The sequence below is a fragment of the Streptomyces phytophilus genome (genome assembly GCF_013870535.1).
Lineage (GTDB): Bacteria > Actinomycetota > Actinomycetes > Streptomycetales > Streptomycetaceae > Streptomyces > Streptomyces phytophilus.
Genome location: NZ_JACBXC010001081.1, coordinates 1 through 2,099, shown reverse-complemented (window position 1 = coordinate 2,099; position 2,099 = coordinate 1). Strand labels below are relative to the sequence as shown.

3 protein-coding genes are annotated in these 2,099 nt (G+C 74.3%); 1 reads left to right on the top strand and 2 read right to left on the bottom strand.

What is annotated here, in order from left to right; genetic code table 11:
* A partial coding sequence (locus tag H5J30_RS29275; protein ID WP_309505664.1) for a non-canonical purine NTP pyrophosphatase occupies window positions 1-184 on the top strand: 184 nt, incomplete at its 5' end.
* A 90-nt stretch (window positions 185-274) separates the two neighbouring features.
* On the opposite strand, the gene H5J30_RS29270 is transcribed toward H5J30_RS29275, so the two are convergent.
* Window positions 275-1,132 (bottom strand): fumarylacetoacetate hydrolase family protein, encoded by an 858-nt coding sequence (locus H5J30_RS29270; protein WP_181790289.1) that lies wholly within the window; start codon window positions 1,130-1,132, stop codon window positions 275-277.
* A gap of 48 nt (window positions 1,133-1,180) precedes the next feature.
* Window positions 1,181-2,014, bottom strand: a complete 834-nt coding sequence (locus tag H5J30_RS29265; protein WP_181790287.1) for a YidC/Oxa1 family membrane protein insertase — start codon at window positions 2,012-2,014, stop codon at window positions 1,181-1,183.
* Between the last annotated feature and the right edge of the window lie 85 nt (window positions 2,015-2,099).

Sequence of the window (2,099 nt, the reverse complement as noted above, 5' to 3'; positions counted from 1 at the left end):
GGAGGGCACGCTGCGGTACGAGCCGGCGGGCACCGGGGGCTTCGGGTACGACCCGGTCCTCCAGCCGCTCGGCGAGGACCGCACGTGCGCGGAGCTGACCCCCGAGGAGAAGAACGCCATCAGCCACCGCGGCAAGGCGTTCCGCGCCCTGGCCCCGGTGGTGCGGGAGTTGCTCAAGGACTGAGCGCCGCGTACGGGCCCGCCTCGCGGGCCCCGTACACACGCCGCGGGCGCCGCCGGATCCCTCCGGCGGCGCCCGCGGCGTGTTCCGGTCCTACGCGTCCTTGAACTCCTGGCGCTGCCGGCCGAGGCCGTCGACCTCCAGCTCCACCACGTCGCCGGCCCGCAGGTACGGCTTCGGCTCCGCCATCCCCAGCGCGACGCCCGCCGGCGTGCCGGTGTTGATCACGTCGCCCGGGTACAGCGTCATGAACCGGCTCAGGTAGCGCACCACATGCGCCACCGGGAAGATCTGGTCGGCCGTCGTGCCGTCCTGCCGCTTCTCGCCGTTCACCCACAGCCGCAGCCCGAGGGCCTGCGGGTCCGGCACCTCGTCGGCCGTCACCAGCCACGGGCCCAGCGGGTTGAACGTCTCGCAGTTCTTGCCCTTGTCCCACTGGCCGCCCCGTTCGAGCTGGAACTCGCGCTCGGAGACGTCGTGGGCCACGGCGTAGCCGGCGACGGCGGCCAGTGCCTCCGCGTCGGACTCCAGGTAGCGGGCCGTACGGCCGATGACCACCGCCAGCTCCACCTCCCAGTCCGTCTTCGCGCTGTCGCGCGGCACGAGTACCGTGTCGTCGGGGCCGACCACCGTGTCCGGGGCCTTCATGAAGAGGATCGGCTCCGCCGGGATGGCCGCGCCGGTCTCGGCCGCGTGGTCGTGGTAGTTCAGCCCGATGCACACGATCTTGCCGATCCGGGCCACCGGCGGCCCCGTACGCAGGCCCTCGGCGGCCAGCGCCGGCAGCCCGCCGGCCGCGGCGGCGTCCCGTACGCGGGCGAGCGCCGCGTCGTCGGACAGCAGCGCTCCGTCCACGTCGGACACGACTCCGGAGAGGTCCCGCAGGGTCCCTCCGTCGTCCAGCAGGGCCGGGCGCTCGCTCCCCGGCGGTCCGACACGCAGCAGCTTCATGTGATGACTCCCCTCTCCGCGGTCGATCGATCATCCGTTGACCGCTGTTTACTCCGCAAGACCCTGTTCAGCCCGTGGACCCGGGTGGCGGTGGAGGAGGGTGCGCTCGGCGGCGGTCCAGGCGGTCGTGGTCGCCAGGTAGAGGCCCGCGGCCAGCGGCACGATCGCGGCCGTGACCAGGGTGCCGAAGGAGAGCAGGGGCAGCCAGCGGGTCAGCCCCGCGGCGGGACCCGGGAGTTCGGGCAGGGGCGCGGGCGGCGGCGCGGCCTTCGCCTTCCTGCCCTTCCTGGTGTACTTCGTGTTCCGCGCGGTCTTCGCCGCCTCCGCCTTCCGTACGGCCTCCGCCTCCGCCTTGCGCTCGGCCAGCAGCCGGCGGCTGCGCCAGAACGTGTACGCCGCCACCCCCGCGATCACCGCGAAGAGGCCCGCGTAGACCATGCCGTGCGCCCCGAACACCCCGCCGTCCGCGAGCGCGTCGGACCACCGCCCGCCCAGCGGGGCGCCGAGCAGGGTGTGGGTGAGCAGGTCGTGGTCGTGGCCGGTGAAGAGCCGGTACATCACCATGAACACCGGGATCTGCAGCACCATCGGCCCGCAGCCCGCCAGCGGCGAGGCGCCGGCGTCCCCGTACGTCTCGGTGAGCGCGCGGCGCAGCCGCTCGGGGTCGTTGCGGTGCTTGCGCTGGATCTCCGCCACCTGCGGCGCGAGGTCCCGGCGCACCCGCTCGCCGCGGGCGGCGGCCCGCGCGAGGGGGTGCAGGGCGAGGCGTACGCACAGGGTGAAGACGACGATCGCGACGGCGGTGGCGGAGGCGCCGAAGAGGGGGTCGAGGGTGTCGGCGAGGGTGGACAGGAGGGAGGAGAGCGCGCCGAATACGGACATGGATGGGCTCCACAGGGCTCGTCGTGCCGGATGAGGGGCGGCGTGACGGCCGTGCGGGGGCGCCCTGCGGGCGGCGTCGCGGGAT

Bases quoted from the DNA above. Each gene is read 5' to 3' on its own strand.
- H5J30_RS29270 (WP_181790289.1), bottom strand. From the start codon at position 1,132: ATGAAGCTGCTGCGTGTCGGACCGCCGGGGAGCGAGCGCCCGGCCCTG.
- H5J30_RS29265 (WP_181790287.1), bottom strand. From the start codon at position 2,014: ATGTCCGTATTCGGCGCGCTCTCCTCCCTCCTGTCCACCCTCGCCGAC.